We start from the raw sequence: 15,177 nt of genomic DNA, 5'->3' as shown, positions 1-15,177 counted from the left end.
TCGTCTGGTTCTCGCGGCGCATCGACTCACTCGCGGTGTCCCACTTCTTGAACGAGCTGGACGCGGGAGGCCAGGCCGAGCTTCGAATAGACGTGGGTGAGGTGCGTTTGCACCGTGCGCGGCGAGATGAAGAGCCGCGCGCCGATCTCCTTGTTGCCCAAGCCTTCGGCGACCAGCCGCACCACGTCGTTCTCCATGGGGGTTAGCGATGCCCAGCCGGAACTGGGACGCTTACGCTCACCGCGGCCACGTTGCGCGTAAGCGATCGCCCCCTCGGTGGGCAGCGCGGCACCCTCGGCCCATGCAGCGTCAAAGCCGCTCTGTCCCAGCGCCTCTCGTAGAGACTCTACCGCTGAGTCGTAACCGTCCTGATACACCGGAAAGCGGGCATGCCCCATGCGTTCGCGCATCGCGGCGGACGCGCCAAGCAAGCGCACCCCGTATGAATGGGTGCCGGCGTCGGCCGCCAACCGGGCTAGGCATTCCAACGCGTCGGCGACCCGTAGATATCCCTGGGTGCGGGCGGCGATCACGAGGGCTTCATGTGCGTCGCGCTCGGCCTGGCCGAAATCGCCCTGGGCTAACGCGATGTGCGCGCGCACCGTCCGCGCTCCCATTTGGTGCCACCCCGGGACCACCGCGACGGTGTCATCGACCCATCGGCGGGCGGCGACGACGTCCCCACACGCCAGCGCGGCCTCAGCCATGGGATTGAAACACCTCGCGTAAAGTTCGCGCGCCGGAACTGTATGCCGCCAGGCCTCTTCGGCCGCCTGCCGAGCGCCGACGCCATCGCCGGCAATCAAAGCAACATGCGCAAACATCGCATACATGGTGTCCCCGTAGAGTCCACCCATCGCCTCGGCGGCATTGCGGGCGGATTGCGCCGAGGCATGCAAGGTAGCCGCCTGCCCCTGGAAGGCCAGCACCTGTCCATAGCCCACTTGGCCAAACACTGTCATCGGGAGATCGCCGGCGGCCTCTGCTTCCTCGGCCAACGCATGCAGGACGTCTTGCGCCTCGGTGAGATTGCCCTGCATGCACAGTGCTAGGCCTAACCACGTCCGGCAGTTCCGGGAGAAAAACCTGTCGCCGAGCGCGTCGGCGAGATCGCGTCCTTCTTCCGCCGCCGCCCGCATTGGAATCGGTTCACCTGCATAGCAATTCGTCACCGCCAGATAGGCGAGAGTTTGACACAGACTCCACCGGTCACCTATCGAACGAATCAGGTCAATCGCCTCGTCAACGTAGGACTCGAGCTTGTCGATCTCGTAGAGCGCCAACGCGCCCCTTCCCACCAGGACCAGGGCGAGCAACGCCGGGACGCCGAGCTCACGAGCGATCGCTAACGCCTGGCCGGAACGGTCCACGTCCCCCTGGGCCCCCGCCCACGCGCACAGCACACCGTGGTGGGCGACCCCGCGCACCCATGCCGCGGGCGTGACTTGCGATCGCGTTTCGTCGGTCAAAAGCGCGTCGAACCCCGCCAGTCCTTCCCGGAACCGCCCACAGCGGATCCAGACCTGCTGCACCGCGGACACCAGCTCCAGCGCAATCTCCGGCTCGGACTTCTCTAGGCTCCAGCTGTAGGCGGCTCGCAGGTTGTCGATCTCGGCTTGCGCCCAATCCAACAGCGCGTCAACACCACTCAGTCCCTGCGTCTCGAGGTCGATCGCCGTGGCGGTGTAATAGTCGCGGTGTCGCGTACGCACCTCGTCGGCCTCACCGGATTCGCCGAGCTTTTCCTGCGCGTACTGGCGCACGGTTTCCAACAGGCGGTAGCGCATCCCGTCGGCGGTGTCGTCGGCGACGACGAGGGATTTGTCGACCAGCAAGCTCAACTGATCCAGCAGCTGGTAGCTCTCGACATCACGGTCGGATCCGACGGCTTGGGCGGCGTCGAGATCGAAGCCGCCGGCGAACGCCGCCAGCCGTCGAAACAATACCTGCTCCGGCTCGGTGAGCAGCGCGTGCGACCAATCCACCGAGGCCCGTAGCGTCTGCTGACGCCGTACCGCAGTGCGCGCGCCCCCGGTGAGCAAGCGGAATCGGTCATGCAGGCTGTCCACGATCTGCCGCAACGACAGCGCCCGAACCCGCGCCGCGGCAAGCTCAATCGCCAGCGGCATGCCGTCCAGGCGCTCGCATATCTGCTCGACCAGCGCCTGGTTATCCTCCCCCACAACGAATTCGGGTCGGGCGCGCCTCGCCCGGTCAGTGAACAAATCGACGGCCTCGTCGACAAGAGACAACGACGGCACCCGCCAGCTCAACTCACCGGGTAAGCCCAACGGCTCACGGCTGGTGGCCAGGATCGTCAATCGCGGGCAGGCCGCAAGCAATTCGACGGCCATGGCCCCGCACGCATCGAGCAGGTGCTCACAATTGTCGAGTAACAGCAGTATCTGCTTTTCGCTGAAGAAGCGTACGAGCAGGTCCATCGTCGAGCGGCCCGGTTGATCGGGCAGGCCCAGCGTGCGGGCCACGGTCACGGGCGCCACTTCCGGGATGGTGATCGGCGCGAGGTCGACATACCAAACCCCATCAGAGAAGTCAGCGGCCACTCGTGCCGCGCTCTCGACGGCGAGCCGGGTCTTTCCGGCGCCGCCGGCTCCGGTCAACGTCACCAGCCGGTTGTCGGTAACGATCTGTTGCAGCTCGACCATCTGCGTCTGGCGCCCAACGAAACTCGTCAACTGGGCCGGAAGGTTCTGCGACGCAACAGCAGTGCGGACACGAAGCGGTGGGAACTGGTTGCGCAGGTCTGGGTGACACATCTGCACCACCCGCTCCGGGCGGGGAAGGTCCCGCAATGGATAGCTGCCCAGATCCATCAGCCAGACGTCCTCGGGGAGTCGGTCGGCGACCAATGATTCGGTCACCCCCGACAACACCGTCTGTCCACCATGCGCCAAGTCGCGCAGTCGCGCCGTGCGATTGATCGTCGGGCCGGCGTAGTTGGCGTCGTCGCGCAGCTGGATCTCACCGGTGTGGATTCCGATGCGCAGCCGAATCGGGGCGAGCGGCGCCCGCTGCAGCTCCAGCGCAGACGCCACCGCGTCGGAGGCCCGCGCGAAGGCGGCCACAAAGCTGTCGCCCTCGCCCTGTTCGAGCGGGCGCACCCCCTCGTGCGCGGCGATCGCCTCGTTCACCGTCTTGTTCAGCTGGACCAGCGCTGCCGTCATCTCTTCGGGCCGCGTTTCCCACAGCCGTGTCGAACCCTCGACATCGGCCAGCAGCAACGTCACCGTTCCGGTCGGTAGCAACTCGACCACGCCCAAATCGTCCCAGGTTAGCGACGGAATTTCCGCATGTTGGCTCATGTTAGTCAGCATCGCCGGCACCGACTAGGCAAAACATCGGCCAATGCGCGCAGATCGCCTTCGCGCGGCGTGCGGGTCTACGACCCCCACCGCGCAGATCTACGCGCCACGGCGGATGGTCTTGGGCGCGTGGCGCCGGATAGTCGACGCCATGTCCACTCTCACCAGCGGAAGCCCGAGCGTTTTCGAAGCCGGCCTACCCGTGATTGCCTATGACCACCTCACCGACCCCGACGAAGCGCACCGCATCATCGGCGACGCTCGCGAGCTCTCCCCGATCGCGGTCGGGCCGCACGGGCCGGAGGTGTTGAGTTACGAGCTGGTTCGGACGGTCTTGCGCGACAGCCGATTCGTCACCGCGCGCGGCCTCGGGCTCGGCCTGCAAGGCGTCACCTCCGGCCCGCTGTGGGACAGAGCCATCAGCAACATCCTCGGCCTGGACGGCGCCGCGCATCATCGGCTGCGCCGCCTGGTGTCCAGGGCCTTCGCGCCTCGCGGCGCAGAGCGGCTGCGCACGCTCGTTGTCGAGATCATCGACGGCTTGGTCGACCCGCTCACCGAAGCGGGACACTGCGACATCGTCGTCGACATCGCTCGCCGCTATCCCACGCCGGTCATCTGCGCGCTGCTGGGCGCGCCGCCGGAAGATTGGCACCTGTTCAGCGATTGGACCGATGACATCAAGAAGATCTTCGATTGGAACGTCGCCGAAGACGGCCCGGCGATCGTGGCCGCATGGGATCAACTCGATGCCTACCTCGAGGAGTTGATCGCCAGGCGGCGTGCGTCGCTGTCCGACGACCTGATCTCCGAACTCATCCGAAGCGAAGACGACGGTGACCGGCTCACCCACGACGAACTGCTCATGCTGTGCGCGACGCTGCTCGGCGCCGGTACCGACACCACCCGCAACCAGCTCGCCGCGGCGGTGCAGGTGCTGGCCGACCACCCGGATCAATGGGCGTTACTCGCCCAGCGCCCCGAGCTGGCCGCCAATGCGGTTCACGAGCTGATGCGTTACTACCCAATCGTTCTCGGCACCATCCGTGAAACCGTCGAAGACGTCGAGCTGGCTGACGTCTGCATTCCCGCCGGCACCCTGGTAGTCGCCAACACCGCCGCGGCCAACCGCGACGCATGCGTGTACGACCGGCCCGAGTGTGTCGACATCACCCGCGCAGACCCTCCGGCGATGCTCACCTTCGGTGGGGGCGTGCACTTTTGCCTCGGCGCCCACCTCGCGCGCCTCGAACTCACCGAAGCTCTTCGGGTGATCACCCGACGCATGCCCAACCCCCGCCGCACCGGCCCCGCACCGTGGAAAGCCGTCAGCGGCATCACCGGACCCACGACCCTGCCGGTGGCGTTCGATGTCGGTACTGTTCAGCCATGACGAACTGGACCGCCGCAGATCTCCCGTCGTTCGCCGAACGAACCGTCATCATCACCGGCGCCAACAGCGGGCTGGGCGCGGTGACCGCCCGCGAGCTGGCGCGACGCGGGGCCACGATCGTCATGGCCGTGCGCGACATCCGTAAGGGCGAGACCGCCGCGCGCACGATGGCCGGTCAAGTCGAGGTACGCGAGCTCGACCTGGCCGACCTGTCTTCGGTGCGCCGGTTCGCCGACGGGGTGAGCAAGGCCGACGTGCTGATCAACAACGCCGGCATCATGGCGGCCCCGTTCTCGCTGACCGTCGATGGCTTCGAGCGCCAGATCGGCACCAACCACCTGGGTCATTTCGCGCTCACCAACCTGCTGCTGCCTAAGCTCACCGACCGGGTGGTCACGGTGTCGTCGATGGCGCACTGGCCGGGAAGCATCAGCTTCGACGACCTGAACTGGCAGACGCGGCGGTACTCGCCGTGGCTGGCCTACAGCCAGTCCAAGCTCGCCAACCTGCTGTTCACCAGCGAACTGCAGCGACGCCTGGCTGCGGCCGGATCCTCGCTGCGCGCCATCGCCGCCCACCCGGGCTACTCGCACACCAACCTGCAGGGGGCCTCGGGCCGCAAGTTGGGCGACGCGCTGATGTCGGCCGCGACCCGAGTGGTCGCCACGGACGCCGATTTCGGCGCTCGGCAAACCCTGTACGCGGTGTCCCAGGATTTGCCCGGGGACACCTTCGTCGGACCCCGATTCGGCTACCTGGGCCGCACCCAACCGGTGGGGCGCAGCCCGCGGGCCAAGGACGCGGCCACCGCGGCGGCGCTGTGGGCGCTGTCGGAGCAGCTCACGAAGACGCAATTTCCCCTCTGAAGTCACTAGGGCCACGCTCGTCACAGCAGTCCCTGGGCGAGGCGGTGGACGGTTTGCCCACCTTCGAGCGACAACGGCGATCGCCCCCAGCGCAACCCGGGCCGCGACCCGCGGCCGCCGTTGTCGCGCGAAGGTGGGCATTTGCAACATCTCCTGGCCGAGTGACGGGTGTGACGAGCCCACCGCAGCGGGCATCAAATTTCACCTCTGAGGTGCACATGCGCTACCCTGACCGGGCGTCACGGCGAGGGTGGCTGGCTGGCCAGCACCGTTATCGACGGAGACCGACGAACTGTCGCGATCCCGGCCGTGCCCGAACCACAGAGCACACACAGGAGCGACACGATGGCTGCAAAAACACTCAACCAGTTGAAGGTCACGGTGCGGGCCGAGACCGGCAAGGGTGCGTCCCGGCGAGCCCGCCGCGACGGCAAGATCCCGGCCGTCCTCTACGGCCACGGCGCCGCTCCTCAGCACCTCGAACTGCCCGGCCATGACTTCGCGGCGGTGCTGCGGCACGCGGGCACCAACGCGGTGCTGACCCTCGACATCGAGGGCAAGGAACAGCTGGCGCTGACCAAGTCGCTCGACGTCCACCCCATCCGCCGCACCATTCAGCACGCCGACCTGCTGGTCGTGCGTCGCGGCGAAAAGGTCGTCGTCGAGGTCCGGGTCGTCATCGAGGGCGACGCCGCACCCGGCACCCTGGTGACCCAGGAAACCAGCACCATCGAGGTCGAGGCTGACGCCATGTCGATCCCCGAGCAGTTGACGGTGTCCGTCGAGGGCATCGAGCCCGGCACCCAGTTCACCGCCGGACAGGTCGCCCTGCCCAAGGGTGTCAACCTGATCTCCGACCCGGAAATCCTTGTGGTCAACGTGGTTAACGCACCGACGGCCGAGGAGCTGGCCGAAGAGGGTGCGGGCGAGGTCACCGAGGAGGCCGCGGCGCCCGAGGCCGAAGCGGAAGAGGCCGGCGAGGAAGAGGCCGCCGAAACCGAGTCCGAGTAGGCGGATCGCAACATGGCCGAGCCGCTGCTGGTCGTCGGCCTGGGCAATCCCGGAGACAACTACGCCCGCACCCGACACAATGTCGGGTTCATGGTCGCCGACCTGCTCGCGGCGCGGATGGCTTCGAAGTTCAAGGCGCACAAGCGTTCCGGGGCCGAGATTGTCAGCGGACGCCTCGCCGGGCACTCGGTGGTCTTGGCCAAGCCGCGCTGCTACATGAACGAATCCGGCCGCCAAATCGGCCCGTTGGCGAAGTTCTACTCGGTGACGCCGGGCGACATCATCGTCATCCACGACGATCTCGACTTGGAGTTCGGCCGCATCCGGCTCAAGATCGGCGGCGGCGAGGGTGGCCACAACGGGCTGCGTTCGCTCGCTAATGCCTTGGGCAGCAAGGATTTTCAGCGGGTCCGCATCGGAATCGGTCGTCCGCCGGGACGCAAAGACCCGGCAGCGTTCGTGCTGGAAAATTTCACTGCCGTCGAGCGCGCCGACGTCCCGACGATCTGCGAGCAGGCCGCCGACGCCACCGAGTTGCTGATCGAACTGGGGTTGGAGCCCGCGCAGAACCGCGTCCACGCCTGGTAGCGCGGGCTACGTGACCAGCGTGACCGAATTGGATCGGCGCAACTTGCCCGACGGCGTCTTCGGGATGGTCCCCGGGCCGAGCACCACCACGTTGCGCGGCCGCACGTCGACCTCGGCCACCACTTCGCGGGCGACCTGGTGCTCGATGCGGCGCACCTCGGCCTGGTCTTGGAAGGCGTTGGACTCCACCGCGACGGCGAACGTCTCCCGGGAATGGCCGGCATCCAGGCGGACCGCCACGGCGCAGCCGGGCCGGACCCCCTCGACGCGGCCGGCGGCCCGCTCGATGTCGGTCGGATAGATGTTGCGGCCCGCCATGATGATGACGTCCTTGACGCGCCCGCACACCACCACGTGGCCCTCGTCGGTCAGGTAGCCGAGGTCACCGGTGTCGTACCAGCCGTTCTCGTCCTGGGCCGAGATGAAACCGCCCATGGTCAGGTAGCCGGGTGTCAGCGACTCGCCGCGCAGCTCGATGACCCCGACGCCGCGGGGTGGCATCACTTCGCCGTTCTCGTCGATGATGCGCGCCTCGAGGTCGGCCAGCAGCGGACCGAGCGTGGCCAGCCTGCGGGTGTTGCCCTTGGTCGCCGGGACGGCGCGGCGCAGGGCGGCCAGCAGATCGGCGTCGACCTCGTCGACCACCAGGCCGGCGTTGCACTCCGAAAACGACACGGCCAGCGTGGTTTCCGCCATGCCGTAGGCCGGCAGGATCGCCGAGGGATTCAGGCCGAACGGCCTACCGGCGTCCAGCAGGTCCTCGACGTCGGCGGGCTCGACGGGCTCGGCGCCGGACAGCGCGAACCGCAGCGTCGACAGATCGAAGTCGCCGGGCTTGGCCTGCCGCCGCAGCCGCTTGGCCAGCAGCGCGTAGGCGAAGTTGGGCGCCGCGGTCATGGTGCCCTTGTACTTGTCGATGAGCTTGGCCCACAGCAGCGTGTCGCGCAGGAAGTCCATCGGGGTGACCTTGACCAGCTCGGCACCGAAGAACATCGGAATGGTGAGGAAGCCGACCATGCCCATGTCGTGAAAGCAGGGCAGCCAGCTGACCATGACGTCCTTGTCGACCTCGTACTGGGCGCCGATGAACATCGCCTCGGCGTTGGAGTAGATGTTGCGGTGGGTGATCTGCACCGCCTTGGGGGACCCGGTCGAGCCCGACGTCAGCTGCATCAGGGCCAGCGCGTCCTCCCCCACCTCGACGGGGTCGATCGGCTCCGCCGTGAGCAGGTCGGCGATAGTGACGACCTTGATGCCCTTCTCCTCGAGCACCGGGATGGCCACCAGGAACGGTTCCGAGACGACGACGGCCTTCGCCTCGATCATGCCGATCACGTTCATGGTGTCCTCGGCCCACACGGCCAGGTCGGTGCGCGGCGTGGGCTGGTGCAGCATGGTCAGGCTGGCGCCGCGCATCCACAGGCCCTGCGCCGTCGGCGCGATCTCCACCGGGAAACCGGCGAGCACGCCGACCGCGTCGCCGGGCCCGATGCCCGCGGCGGCCAGGCCACCGGCGATGCGGCGCGCGCGCTCGTGGACCTCGCCCCAGGTGTGGCGGACCGGTTCGTGGGGTTCACCGGTGACCATGCCCGTCGTCACGGACCGGGCATTGCGGTACATCTTCTCGGTAAACCTGCTCACAAAATCCTCCTCGGTTCCAGCCCTCGTCCCAACGCCCGGAATCCCATGTTCCGCCGGCTGGGTGATACTTCGCCGCAAGCACGCAAACACGGTTGGGCGGCGGTTAGGTCTCGGATCGGTGATGCGCCCCGGCCCGCCGGACCACGACGGCGCCCGGTCGCGCGACAAGCGCAAAACGGGCCCGACAAATCTTGTCGGGCCGGATGCATTAATCGCCCGCCGGAACGCCCGGCGGACGATGGAATTAAGTGATCTTGCTCAGCGCTTCCCGTCACCGCGGATTATCTTAAACTCCTCTTAGGGAAGCACCAAACTGATGCGCAAATTGGGCAATCTTCACACCTCGGTGGGCGCCGGGACCACGCGCGCACCGACCACCGGCCCGCTCGCAACCCGAACCGTGCGGCACACCCCCGCCCCGGACACCTCGGTGCCCACGTCGACGGCCGCGGCCGCCGACGCGCACAGGAAGGCGCACGTCGGGCCCGAGCCGGACACGAGCCCCGCCAGCGCGCCGGCATCCACGCCGGCGCGCAGCGTGCGCCGCAGACCGGGGTTCATGCTCACCGCGGCCGCCTGCATCTCGTTGCCCAACAGCGGCGCCAGCTGCTCGGCGTCGCCGGCGGCCAGGGCGGCCGACACCGGCCCGGGCGCGGGCAGCCGTGGCGGATCCCCCGCCTCCCGCAGCCGGTCCAGCTCGGCGAAGACCGCCGGCGTCAGCAGCTCGCTGTCGGCGAAGGCCAACACCCAGTGGAAGGTGTTGCGCGACAACACCGTCGCCAACTCCTCGCCGCGCCCGGTGCCCAACGCGGTGCCGCCATGCAGCGCGAACGGCACGTCGCTGCCCAGCCGCGCGGCGAGCGTGCGCAGGTCGCGTCGGGGCATGTTGAGTTCCCACAGTGAGTTCATGGCAACCAGCACCGCCGCCGCGTCGGCGCTGCCGCCGCCCATGCCGCCGGCCACCGGAATCGACTTGTCGATCATGATCGACACATCCGGCGCGCGACCGACGTGTTCGGCCATCAGTTCGGCGGCCTGCCAGGCAAGGTTGCGTTCGTCGGTGGGCAGTTTGTCGGCCCCCTCGCCGACGATCTCGAGCGAGAGCACATCGGCGGTGCGGACCGTCAGCTCGTCGAGCAGCGAGACGGCCTGGAATATCGTCGTCAGCTCGTGATAGCCGTCCTCGCGACGGTCGCCGACCGCCAGGTAGAGGTTGACTTTTCCGGGCACCCGGACGGTGACCGACCCGGTGGGCACCCACTGCGCGGCGGTATTGCCGTCAGACATTGCTAGCCACCGCAGCAGACTATCGCTGCTGCCGGCCAACCACACGTAGCGGCGCCCGGACGTCCCGCGGTCAGCCGGCGGAGGCGGTGCGGGGGCTCGTCGCGGCCGCGCTGTCGGCCCGGTCGGCGGAGCGCTGCAACAACCGCACGAAGTCGTCGATGGAGAGCGTCTCGCCGCGGCGGGCCGGATCGATGCTGGCGGCCAGCAACCGATCCGCCGACTCGTTACCCGAGCCGGCCCAATCCACGAACGCGTTGCGACAGGTCTTGCGGCGCTGCCCGAAGGCGATGTCCACCAGCGAGAACACCTGCCGTCGGAAAGCCTCGTCGGTGGGCCACGGCGACGTCGCATACCGGTCGATGCGAACCAGTCCGGAGTAGACGCGGGGAATCGGCCAAAAGACGGTCGGGGACACCGTGCCGCAACGGCGAACCGCGCCGAAGAAGCGGACCTTGGCGCTGGGCACACCGTATTCCTTGCCGCCGGGTTCGGCGGCCAGACGTTCGGCGACCTCGGCCTGCACCATGACCGTCACGACCCGAATGGACGGGAACTCCGCGAGCAGGTGCAACAGCGCCGGGACCGCGACGTTGTAGGGCAGATTCGCGACCAGGGCGGTCGGCTGCACGGCCAACTCGTCGCGGCGCAGGGTCAAGACATCGCGGTTGAGCACGGTCAGGCGCTGGATTTCGCTATGCGAGTGCTCGGCGATGGTGCGCGGCAACCGTTCGGCCAGCACCGGATCGATTTCGACGGCGGTGACGGGGGCGCCGCGGTCCAGCAGCGCGAGCGTCAACGACCCGAGGCCGGGCCCGACTTCCAGGACGTGATCAGACCGACTGATCCCGGAGGTCGAGACCACCCGGCGCACCGTGTTGGCGTCGTGGACGAAATTCTGGCCGAGCGATTTCCGTGGCCGAAATTCAAGTTCTTTGGCCAGCCGCCTGATCTCGGTGCGCCCGAGTAGCCGGACGGTCAGCGCGCACCAGCTCTTCCGCTGCACACTGGCCACGCACCCCAACCCTGGCGCTCTCGGGTCACCTCGGCAACGGTGATCTGCTCCTCGCGGGTGGCGAGGTCGGCACGGGAGGCGAACCGCAACCCGCCGTTGCGCTCCCACGTGCCCTGGTCGAACTGCACACCACCGTAATACCCGTTACCCGTGTTGATCGCCCAGTTTCCGCCGGCCTCACAGCCCGCGATCGCGTCCCAGATGGAGCCGTCGCTGACCGGAGGTACCTCGGTGCCGGGCTTGGTGCCGATGCGGACCACCGATTCACGCGCCGGTGTGATCACGGTGTTGGCGATCGGCAGTCGACCGGTTTCGACGCCGTTGACGGTGGCCACCGAGAAGGTGACATCCTGCGTGCCCGGGCTGCCCGGGTCCTCGACCACCTGGCGGCTCATGTTCATCTCCGGATCTTCGATCCGACGCGCGTTGGGCGGCAACGGGATTCGCTCGGTGACCTGCTGGATCCGGTTACGGGTCACCTGGACTTCCATTCCGTCGACGATCGGCATCGTCGCGGCGGGCACCACCTGGTCGCTCTCGAGCAGCGGCGCGCCGGCGGCGCTGAGCAGGCCGGCGACGTTGGGGGCGGCCAGGTGCACCGTGCGGACGGCACCGCCGTCGGTGATGCGGACGGTCTTGGCGCTGACGACGGGCAACGCCATCCCGGCCAGCGGAACGCGGCTGCCGCGGTTGGCCGCGGCGGGGGCGGTGTCGGTCATCGCCAGCTGGGCCAGCGCCTCGTCCACGGTGGACGCCGTGGTCCACACCTGCTTGGTGTCGTGGCCGTCCAGCGAGATCTGCAACGGGCGGCTGCGCCGGAGCACGATCTTGCCGGCGTCGCGGACCGCGACATCGGCGGCGGGGTACAGGTCGTCACGGTCGTCGATGACGAAGCCGTTCTCCTCGACGACGTCGATGACCCGGGACTTCATGGTGGTCACCTGCATGGCGACGCCGTCGACGGTCAACGTCACCGTCTTGCATACCGAGATCGCATATCCGCCCGCGAATGCCAGGACTACCAGCAGCCCTCCGACCACGAGTCGCAACATCGGCGAAGGATTCTGATGAAGTTTTGTCATTACAGTCAACGCGCGTTACCCAACCCTCAACGACCACTCATTCAGCAGCAGGTCACAAATTAAGGGCCCGTAGGCCCAACCGTTTCGATCACAAGACGGTAACGAACTGGCCAATGTTGGGCAACTCTGACGCGGCTCAAATCCGGCGTTGTCAACAGAATCGCCTGGTCAGTCACCTCAATGAATGGCCAATCCGTACACCCGTCGAGCATTGCTCGTGGTGACCTGAGCCAGCTCTTCCGGGCGACGATCCACCAGTTCGGCGATCGCCCGAACAGTATAAGGAAGGCAATAGGGCTCATTCGCCGTCCCTCGATAAGGATGCGGGGTTAAGAACGGCGCGTCGGTTTCCACCAGGAGCTGTTCCGGCGGTATCCACGGAACCGCTTCCCGCAGGGCGCGCGCGTTGCGGAAGCTGACGGTGCCGGACAGACTCAGCACCCATCCGGCGTCCACGCAGCGCCGCGCCATGGTGGCGTCCGAGGAAAAGCAGTGGAAGATCACGACGTCCGGGGCACCCTCGGCCGCCAGCACGTCGAGCACCTCGGTATCGGCGTCCCGGTTGTGGATCATCAGCGGTTTGCCGCACCGCTTCGCCAGATCGATATGCCAGGCGAAGGCCTCCCGCTGCACGGCGGGCTCGGCGCAGCCGTCCAGCCGCCCGGGCCAATACATGTCCATGCCGGTCTCGCCGACCGCCACCACCCGGGGGTGGGCCACCAATTGCTCGATTTCGGCGCGGGCGGCGTCGGTGAGCGCGTCGGCGCGGGTCGGGTGCAGCCCCGTCGCGGCATAAACCCGCGGGTCCCACTCGGCGGCGCGGGTGACCCAGCGCGCCGAGTCCAGATCGTCGGCGACGGTGACGACCGCGCCCACCCCGACCGCGGCGGCGCGGTCGACGATGGCCCGCACTCCCTCGGCGTCGGTCGCACCAGACGCGTCGAGGTGGGTGTGCGCGTCGACGAGGGGGCTCAGGGGTTCGGGAGGCGGGGGCGGCTGGCGTTTGGAGCTCACGCGCACACAATAGGGTGAACTGCGATGAGGCCGTATTACGTCACCACCGCAATCACCTACCCGAATGGCGATCCGCACATCGGGCACGCGTACGAATACATCGCCACCGACGCGATCGCCCGGTTCCAGCGGCTCGACGGGTTCGATGTGCGGTTTCTGACGGGCACCGACGAGCACGGCCTCAAGATGGTCGAGACGGCGGCGGCCGAGGGCATCGGTACGGCCGAGCTGGCGCGGCGCAACTCCGATGTGTTCCAGCGCCTGCAGGAGCGGTTGAACATCTCCTTCGACCGCTTCATCCGCACCACCGACCCCGACCACCACGAGGCGTCCAAGGAGATCTGGCGCCGGATGGCCGCGGCCGGCGACATCTACCTGGACACCTACTCGGGCTGGTACTCGGTGCGCGACGAACGATTCTTCGTGGAATCGGAAACCAGACTGCTCGACGACGGAACGCGGGCGGCCGTGGAGACCGGCGCCCCGGTGACGTGGACTGAGGAACAGACCTACTTCTTCCGGCTCTCGGCGTACGCCGACAAGCTGCTGGCCCACTACGAGGCGAACCCGGACTTCATCGCGCCCGAGGTGCGCCGCAACGAGGTCGTCAGTTTCGTGGCGGGCGGCCTGCGCGATCTGTCCATCTCGCGCACCTCGTTCGACTGGGGTGTCAAGGTGCCCGACCATCCCGACCACGTGATGTACGTCTGGGTCGACGCGCTGACCAACTACCTGACCGGGGTCGGCTACCCGGACACGGACTCGGAGATGTTTCGCCGCTACTGGCCGGCCGACCTCCACATGATCGGCAAGGACATCATCCGGTTTCACACCGTGTACTGGCCGGCGTTTTTGATGTCGGCCGGAATCGAGCTGCCGCGAAGGGTTTTCGCGCACGGGTTCCTGCTCAACCGCGGCGAGAAGATGAGCAAGTCGGTGGGCAACGTCGTTGACCCGGTGACGCTGATCGACACGTTCGGCGTGGATCAGGTGCGTTATTTCCTGTTGCGCGAAGTTCCGTTCGGCCAGGACGGCAGCTTCAGCGAAGGGGCCATCATCACCCGGATCAACACCGATCTGGCCAACGAGCTGGGCAACCTGGCCCAGCGGTCGCTGTCGATGATCGCCAAGAACCTGGGCGGGGTGCTGCCCGAACCCGGTGAGTTCACCGCCGCCGACACCGACCTGTTGACGACGGCCGACGGTTTGTTGGAGCGTCTGCGCGCCAGTTTCGCCTCGCAGGCGATGCACTTGGCCCTCGAAGCGATCTGGCTGATGCTCGGTGAGGCCAACAAGTACTTCTCGGCACAACAGCCGTGGGTATTGCGCAAGAGCGAGTCAAAGGCCGATCAGGACCGGTTCCGCACGGTCCTCTACGTCACCTGCGAGGCGGTTCGCATCGCAGCGCTGCTGGTCCAGCCCGTCATGCCCGAATCGGCCGGCAAGCTGCTGGATCTGCTCGGGCAGGCGCACGACCAACGAACGTTTGCCGCCGTCGGCGCGCGGCTGGTACCCGGCACGACGCTGCCGCCCCCGACGGGCGTGTTCCCCCGCTATCAGGTGGACTAGCTACGTGCGAGCCGAACGCGAACGGTGACCCGCCCGTCGGCGCTTCGATGCGCGATCGCATGTCCCGCCCGCTCGGCGCCATCGAGTGTCAGCGACATCGGGGCGCCGTCGCCGACGAAGTTGCGCCACCACGTCTTGGCGTCAGGCATGTTCGCGGCGATCTCGATATCGTCGCCGCGGCGGCGGTAGGCCACCGGCATCGAAAACGTGCGCCCCGAACGTCGACCCGTGTAGGTGATGAGCGTGATGCTGCGCCCGATGCCGGCGCCCAAACGCGGCGAGGCCGCTATCGCCGCGACCGGTGCGTTCAAGAGCGGTGCCGCGCGCATCAACAGGCGCCCGATGTTTTTGCCCATGGTCATCGTTTCGATACCCCTTCCGTGTCCCTTCG

The 15,177-nt window shown here is 67.5% G+C and carries 12 protein-coding genes; 5 read left to right on the top strand and 7 right to left on the bottom strand.

Going from position 1 to position 15,177, the window contains the following annotated elements:
- Positions 1 to 26: 26 nt before the first annotated feature.
- Positions 27 to 3,335 (bottom strand): LuxR C-terminal-related transcriptional regulator, encoded by a 3,309-nt coding sequence (locus A5775_RS03870; protein WP_067247807.1) that lies wholly within the window; start codon positions 3,333 to 3,335, stop codon positions 27 to 29.
- Positions 3,336 to 3,474: 139 nt separating this feature from the next.
- On the opposite strand from A5775_RS03870, the gene A5775_RS03865 reads away from it, so the two are divergent.
- The 4 genes from A5775_RS03865 (at position 3,475) to pth (ending at position 7,181) form a co-directional block, all read left to right on the top strand.
- The gene (locus A5775_RS03865) at positions 3,475 to 4,716 is read left to right on the top strand and encodes a cytochrome P450 (RefSeq protein ID WP_067247803.1); all 1,242 of its coding nucleotides are present in this window, start codon (positions 3,475 to 3,477) and stop codon (positions 4,714 to 4,716) included.
- Entirely contained in the window at positions 4,713 to 5,582 is an 870-nt protein-coding gene (locus A5775_RS03860; protein WP_067247800.1) for an oxidoreductase, read from the top strand. Before A5775_RS03865 ends, A5775_RS03860 begins: the two co-directional genes overlap by 4 nt.
- Before the next feature lie 345 nt (positions 5,583 to 5,927).
- On the top strand, positions 5,928 to 6,593 hold the full coding sequence (locus A5775_RS03855; RefSeq protein WP_067247892.1) for a 50S ribosomal protein L25/general stress protein Ctc: 666 nt from the start codon (positions 5,928 to 5,930) through the stop codon (positions 6,591 to 6,593).
- A 12-nt stretch (positions 6,594 to 6,605) separates the two neighbouring features.
- Positions 6,606 to 7,181, top strand: coding sequence for an aminoacyl-tRNA hydrolase (gene pth / locus A5775_RS03850; RefSeq protein WP_067247796.1), 576 nt, complete (start codon positions 6,606 to 6,608; stop codon positions 7,179 to 7,181).
- Between the two features lie 6 nt (positions 7,182 to 7,187).
- Here the strand turns inward: pth and A5775_RS03845 are convergent, their stop codons facing one another.
- The 5 genes from A5775_RS03845 to A5775_RS03825 form a co-directional block, all read right to left on the bottom strand.
- Positions 7,188 to 8,822, bottom strand: coding sequence for a fatty acyl-AMP ligase (locus A5775_RS03845; protein ID WP_067247791.1), 1,635 nt, complete (start codon positions 8,820 to 8,822; stop codon positions 7,188 to 7,190).
- Between the two features lie 336 nt (positions 8,823 to 9,158).
- A complete protein-coding gene (locus tag A5775_RS03840; RefSeq protein WP_067247787.1) occupies positions 9,159 to 10,109 on the bottom strand; it encodes a 4-(cytidine 5'-diphospho)-2-C-methyl-D-erythritol kinase in 951 nt (316 codons plus the stop codon).
- A gap of 70 nt (positions 10,110 to 10,179) precedes the next feature.
- Positions 10,180 to 11,121 (bottom strand): 16S rRNA (adenine(1518)-N(6)/adenine(1519)-N(6))-dimethyltransferase RsmA, encoded by a 942-nt coding sequence (gene rsmA / locus A5775_RS03835; protein WP_067247784.1) that lies wholly within the window; start codon positions 11,119 to 11,121, stop codon positions 10,180 to 10,182.
- Positions 11,085 to 12,203: a transglycosylase family protein gene (locus A5775_RS03830; RefSeq protein WP_369827768.1), complete on the bottom strand. Its 1,119-nt coding sequence runs from the start codon at positions 12,201 to 12,203 to the stop codon at positions 11,085 to 11,087. The genes rsmA and A5775_RS03830 overlap by 37 nt, the downstream gene beginning before the upstream one ends.
- Before the next feature lie 177 nt (positions 12,204 to 12,380).
- A complete protein-coding gene (locus tag A5775_RS03825) occupies positions 12,381 to 13,223 on the bottom strand; it encodes a TatD family hydrolase (RefSeq protein ID WP_067247778.1) in 843 nt (280 codons plus the stop codon).
- 18 nt (positions 13,224 to 13,241) lie between these two features.
- Here A5775_RS03825 and metG point away from each other — a divergent pair, with 18 nt between their 5' ends.
- On the top strand, positions 13,242 to 14,786 hold the full coding sequence (metG, locus tag A5775_RS03820) for a methionine--tRNA ligase (RefSeq protein ID WP_067247773.1): 1,545 nt from the start codon (positions 13,242 to 13,244) through the stop codon (positions 14,784 to 14,786).
- Here the strand turns inward: metG and A5775_RS03815 are convergent.
- Positions 14,783 to 15,148: a nitroreductase/quinone reductase family protein gene (locus A5775_RS03815; protein ID WP_067247770.1), complete on the bottom strand. Its 366-nt coding sequence runs from the start codon at positions 15,146 to 15,148 to the stop codon at positions 14,783 to 14,785. The two genes, metG and A5775_RS03815, sit on opposite strands and share 4 nt — an antisense overlap.
- Positions 15,149 to 15,177 lie beyond the last annotated feature (29 nt).

Origin of the sequence: Mycobacterium sp. 852002-10029_SCH5224772 (assembly GCF_001667315.1) — a bacterium.
Lineage (GTDB): Bacteria > Actinomycetota > Actinomycetes > Mycobacteriales > Mycobacteriaceae > Mycobacterium.
The sequence above is the reverse complement of the archived record's forward strand: the minus strand, read 5'-3'. Positions and strand labels throughout refer to the sequence as shown.